The organism is Rhodopseudomonas sp. AAP120, assembly GCF_001295845.1.
GTDB lineage: Bacteria > Pseudomonadota > Alphaproteobacteria > Rhizobiales > Xanthobacteraceae > Rhodopseudomonas.
Genome location: NZ_LJIC01000086.1, coordinates 1 through 4,539 on the forward strand (window position 1 = coordinate 1; position 4,539 = coordinate 4,539).

5 protein-coding genes are annotated in these 4,539 nt (G+C 65.5%); 3 read left to right on the forward strand and 2 right to left on the reverse strand.

Annotated elements, in window-relative coordinates; all coding sequences use genetic code 11:
* The coding region (locus tag IP86_RS29250) for a hypothetical protein (RefSeq protein ID WP_210168172.1) at positions 1–212 on the forward strand (212 nt) is incomplete at its 5' end.
* 33 nt (positions 213–245) lie between these two features.
* Complete coding sequence (locus IP86_RS14450; protein WP_054163234.1) at positions 246–1,469, forward strand: serine hydrolase domain-containing protein; 1,224 nt, start codon at positions 246–248, stop codon at positions 1,467–1,469.
* A 157-nt stretch (positions 1,470–1,626) separates the two neighbouring features.
* On the opposite strand, the gene IP86_RS14455 is transcribed toward IP86_RS14450, so the two are convergent.
* Both IP86_RS14455 and IP86_RS14460 read right to left on the reverse strand, forming a co-directional pair.
* Positions 1,627–2,394 carry an SDR family NAD(P)-dependent oxidoreductase gene (locus IP86_RS14455; protein ID WP_054163235.1) on the reverse strand — a complete coding sequence of 256 codons (768 nt, stop codon included), beginning with the start codon at positions 2,392–2,394 and terminating at the stop codon, positions 1,627–1,629.
* 162 nt (positions 2,395–2,556) lie between these two features.
* Positions 2,557–3,312 carry a histidine phosphatase family protein gene (locus IP86_RS14460; RefSeq protein WP_054163236.1) on the reverse strand — a complete coding sequence of 252 codons (756 nt, stop codon included), beginning with the start codon at positions 3,310–3,312 and terminating at the stop codon, positions 2,557–2,559.
* 152 nt (positions 3,313–3,464) lie between these two features.
* On the opposite strand from IP86_RS14460, the gene IP86_RS14465 reads away from it, so the two are divergent.
* Positions 3,465–4,250: an SDR family NAD(P)-dependent oxidoreductase gene (locus tag IP86_RS14465; RefSeq protein WP_054163237.1), complete on the forward strand. Its 786-nt coding sequence runs from the start codon at positions 3,465–3,467 to the stop codon at positions 4,248–4,250.
* Positions 4,251–4,539 lie beyond the last annotated feature (289 nt).

A 4,539-nucleotide genomic window follows, 5' to 3' on the forward strand; every position in this document is an offset into this window, starting at 1 on the left:
CCGATCGTCCCGATGTTGCAATGCGGCTTGGTACGTTCAAACTTTGCTTTGGCCATTCGATGTCCATCCTTGTCGGCGCAGCACATAGGGCAGCGAAGCCCGCGGCTGGTTACTGCGGAAAAGCACCCTGTTCAAGCTGGAAGTTATGGGCCAATCTCGCTGCACCGGACCGAGAAGGCCGCCTGGACGTTCAAATCCGGACGCTCATGTAAGGCCTCGCCCAGCAAGATCAATCGGGAGACGCCATGACCGCCTCAGCCGCAGCCACAACCGCCAAAGCCCCGCAAACACCGCAGCTGGATCAGGCCCGCCCCGAATCCCTCGGGCTATCCCCCGCCCGGCTGCAGGCGATGTCGGACGCGTTCAAGCGCGAGATCGACAAGGGCAGCATTCCGGGCGTCACCGTGCTGGTGTCACGCCGCGGTCATATTGGCTGGTTCGAGGCGCTCGGCCGTCAAGCCCCCGGCTCGGACGCACCAATGCGGCCGGACAGCCTGTTCCGAATCTTCTCGATGACCAAGCCGATCGTCTCGGTCGGCATCATGCAGCTGGTCGAGGACGGCTATTTGCAGCTCGACGATCCGCTGCAGAAGTTCATTCCGGAATTCGAGAACACCAGCGTCGGCGTGGTCGATAACGGCAAGCTCGACCTCGTCCCGCTGAACCGGCCGATCACCATCCAAGACCTGCTGCGCCACACCTCGGGCATCACCTACGACCACGTCGGCGACGGCCCGATCCACCGCATGTATCGCGAAAGCCGCGTCCGTAGCCGCAAGATCACCAACGAAGAGCACGCGCGGTTGATCGCAGAGCTGCCGCTGGTGTGCCAGCCCGGCGCGGCGTGGAACTACAGCCGCTCGACCGACATCCTCGGACGCGTCATCGAAGTGATCGCCGGCAAGACACTCGGCGCCTTCCTCACCGAACGCATCCTGGCGCCGCTGCAGATGACCGAGACTGCCTTCCACACCGGCGCCGAGAACAAGCATCGGCTGGCCGAAGCCTTCCCGACCGACCCGTGGACCGGCGATCCGGTGGCGCTGTTCAACATGCTCGAGAAGCCGGTGATGGAATCCGGCGGCGGCGGGCTGGTGTCGACCACGATGGACTACGCGCGGTTCTGCCAGATGCTGCTCTCCGGCGGCACGCTGCACGGCACCCGCATCATCGGCCGCAAGACGTTGCAGCTGATGGCCAGCAACCACCTCGAGCCGCACATCCCGCCGGACAACTACATCCTGCCGCCCGGCCACGGCTTCGGCCTCGGCTTCGCGGTGCGCACCGAACCGGGCATCTCGCCGTTCCCCGGCTCGGTCGGCCAGTTCTACTGGAGCGGCATCGCCGGCACGTTCTTCTGGATCGACCCGGCGGAAGACATGTTCGCGGTGTTCATGTCGCAGGGCCCGGGGCAACGCGAGTACTTCCGGACCTTGGTGCGCAATCTGGTCTACGCCGCGGTGGAGTAGTCGTGCCCCGGACGCGCTGCGGCACGAAGTGCCGCTGCGCAGATCCGGGGCCCCGGTTACTTTTCTCTCGCCACACGCCCCAAACCGGGGTCCCGCATCTGCGGCGCAACGCTGCGCGGTGCACCTTGTGCGGGACACGCCGAGCTGGTCTCCCCCTTCAGCTAATCGTCGCGCCGCCGTCGATGACGATGGTCTGGCCCGTCGTGAACGTGCCGGCCTTGGAGGCGAGGAAGATCGCGGCGCCGGCGATCTCATCCGGTTCGCCGATGCGCTGCAGCGGCGAGCGGGCGGTCGAGGCTTTCAGCGTCTCGGGGTTCTCCCACAGCGCGCGGGCGAAGTCGGTCTTGATCAGGCCGGGCGCGATGCAGTTCACGCGGATGTTGTGCTCGCCATATTCGCAGGCGAGGTTGCGGGCGAGCTGCATGTCGGCGGCCTTGGAGATGCAGTAAGCGCCGATCACGGTCGAGCCCTTGAGGCCGCCGATCGACGACACGATGGTGATCGAGCCGTCCTTGCGCTGGATCATCTGCGGCACGACTTCGCTGATCAGCCAGTGGTTGGCGACGATGTTATTGTCGAGAATCTTGCGGAACTGATCGTCGTTGATGCCGGCCTGCGGGCCGTAATACGGGTTCGATGCGGCGTTGCAGACCAGCGCGTCGATCTTGCCGAACTTCTCGGTGGCCTCCTGCGCCAGGCGCTTGAGATCGTCCTTGCTGGAGATGTTGGCGGCGAGCGCCAGCGCGGTCCCTGCCCCGTGCGCGTCGTTGATCGACTTGGCCACCGCGTCGCAGGCGTCCTGCTTGCGCGACGAGATCACCACCTTGGCGCCGTGCTCCGCCATCCGCTCGGCGATCGCCTTGCCGATGCCGCGCGACGATCCGGTGATCACCGCGACTTTTCCGCTAAGGTCGAATAGGGTCATGTTTCTCTCCCGTTGTTAGTTGTTGGTTGTCGACTGTTGGTTCGGATGACCTCTCCCCGTCATTGCGAGCGAAGCGAAGCAATCCAGATCAGTGCACCGCGCTGGATTGCTTCGTCGCTGCGCTCCTCGCAATGACGGAGAGGCTCGTTTGCAATGACCGGGTCAGGCCAGTTTCGTCGTCGTCGCCACTTCCGGCCCGGCCGGCTGATGCATCGCGGCGTGGGAGGGGTCGGCGATCCAGGGCTGCTGATTGACCATCGGAATCCGCCAGCCCTCCTGCCCGTCGGACGACGCCATGTAGTCGAGCCGCGTGATCGAGCAATTGTCGATGGTGAAGGCGAGCCCGCGCGCCGGCTGGTCGCGCAGCGCGAGGCCGATCGCCGCCTTGATGGTGCCGCCATGCGCCACCGCGACGATGTCGCCGCCGGGATGCGCGGCGGAGATCCGCGCGATCGCCCGCTTGGTGCGCTCGTACAGATCCATGAAGCTTTCGCCGTTCGGGGCGCGTTCGTCGATCGGCGCGAACCAGAAGGTGTCGAGATTGACCGGCAGATTGGCGAAGAACTGCGCGCGGTTCTTGCCCTGCCAGTCGCCGAGATGCTGTTCGTTGAGATCGGCGTCATGGGTGATCAGCGGCGGCCGCGGAAAGCCGGCAGCAAAGATCGCCTCGGCGGTCATGTGGGTGCGCTTCAGCTTGCTGGCGTACCACACCGCATCTTTCGGCAGCACGCGGCCGACCGCGTCGAACACCACCTTGTCGCTGCAGTCGCAGTCGATGTCGATCTGGCCGTAGATATTGCCGCCGTCGCTGCGCACCGGGGCGTGGCGCACCCACCACCACCGCGTCGCCGTGACGCCGCCCGGAACCGAGTGCTGGGCGACGAAGGGTTTGTCGCTGGTGGACGGCGCATTCGACATGCAGAAATTCCTTCATTCCCGTTTCAAGTCGCTGTACGTCAGACCTCGCATCGCCTCAAGTCACTTGTATGTCGCTGCGGTGATGCCGGCCTGCCAAGGCCGAATGAATTCCGTCAAGCGGCAAACGCCGCACGATCAGCAGGGAGCAACGCATGGGCCGCCTCGCAGGCAAATCCGTCATCATCACCGGCGCCGGCAGCGGCATCGGCCGCGCGGCATCGCTGCTGTTCACCGCCGAAGGCGCGCAACTGATCGCGGTGGATCGCACCGAGGGTGTCAACGAGACCGTCGAGCTGGTGCGCAAGGCCGGCGGCACCGCCGAAGCCGTGATCGCCGATGCCGGCTCCGAGGACGATGTGAAGGGCTTCGTCGCCAAGGCGATCTCGGCCTACGGCAAGCTCGACGGCATCTGGGCCAATGCCGGCATCAGCGGCGGCCTGGTGCCGCTGCCCGACCAGACGCCGGAGCATTGGCAGGAGATCCTGCGCGTCAATCTGATCGGGCCGTTCCTGGCGATCAAGCACAGCATGCCGCACATGATCAAACAGGGCCATGGCGCGATCGTCTGTACCGCGTCGGTCGCGGGCCTGAAGAGCGGCGCGTCGGGGCATCCCTATGCGGCATCGAAGGCCGGCGTCATCAGCCTGGTGCAGACCACCGCCTATTCGCTGTCCGGCACCGGCGTTCGGATCAACGCGGTGTGCCCCGGCCTGATCGAGACCGGCATGACCAAGCCGGTGTTCGACAATGCCAAGCAGCGCGGCACCGATCACAAGATCGGCCAGCTCAATCCGCTGAAGCGCGCCGGCCAGCCGCACGAACTCGCCACCATGGGCCTGTTCCTGCTCAGCGACGAAGCCAGCTACGTCAACGGCCAGGCCTTCCCGGTCGACGGCGGCCTGACGGCTTCGATGCCGTATGCGGGCAAGCCGATCTGAGGCTTCGAAGCATCGCCAAGTCCACGTGGTCATTGCCGGGCTCGACCCGGCAATCCATCCTCTTCGTGATACTTCTCCTCGCGAGAAGCCATCCTTCAGCGCGCTGACGCGCGCGATGGATGCGCGGGTCAAGCCCGCGCATGACGGCGGAGGATGGGGCAGGGCGCTGCCACAGACCCGGTCGTCATCACCCGCGAATGCGGGTGATCCAGTATTGCAGAGCGCTCGCGGTGATGCTGATGCCGAGCAACGAATGCTCTGGGATACTGGGTCGCCCGCCTGCGCGGGC